We start from the raw sequence: 499 nt of genomic DNA on the forward strand, positions 1-499 counted from the left end.
AGTGAACCGCCCCGACTATATCGGAGAGTGATTTACTTGAGTCAGGCAGCAATGCCTGACAGGGTTAAATTATCATAATACCGCTTTTCAAATTCAAAAGGTGACACATATCCAATCGTGCTATGCAGTCGTGTTTTGTTAAACCAGTCCACCCATTCAAGGGTTGCTAATTCAACATCGTTCACGCCATGCCATTGTTCTTTTAGATATTCAATCACCTCAGACTTATAAAGCCCGTTAACTGTCTCAGCCAATGCGTTGTCATAAGAGTCGCCTGTTGTACCAACAGAAGCAATCACTCCAGAGTCCGTCATCTTATCGGTATAGCGAATAGATAAGTACTGAACCCCTCGATCACTGTGATGAATCACATCTTTGGGATAGTTTCTATCTGCTATTGCTTGATTTAACGCCGCCATCACCATATCGGTATTCATGCGATTAGATACTTTCCAGCCAACGATAGCGCGAGCAAACACATCAATAATAAAAGCGGTAT

General features: G+C 42.5%; 1 protein-coding gene. It reads right to left on the reverse strand.

The window, feature by feature from the left end:
- Window positions 1-41 precede the first annotated feature (41 nt).
- Window positions 42-499: DDE-type integrase/transposase/recombinase (locus EI164_RS16695; protein ID WP_192521073.1), on the reverse strand; the 458-nt coding region annotated here is incomplete at its 5' end.

Source organism: Psychrobacter sp. FME13 (assembly GCF_014861395.1).
Lineage (GTDB): Bacteria > Pseudomonadota > Gammaproteobacteria > Pseudomonadales > Moraxellaceae > Psychrobacter.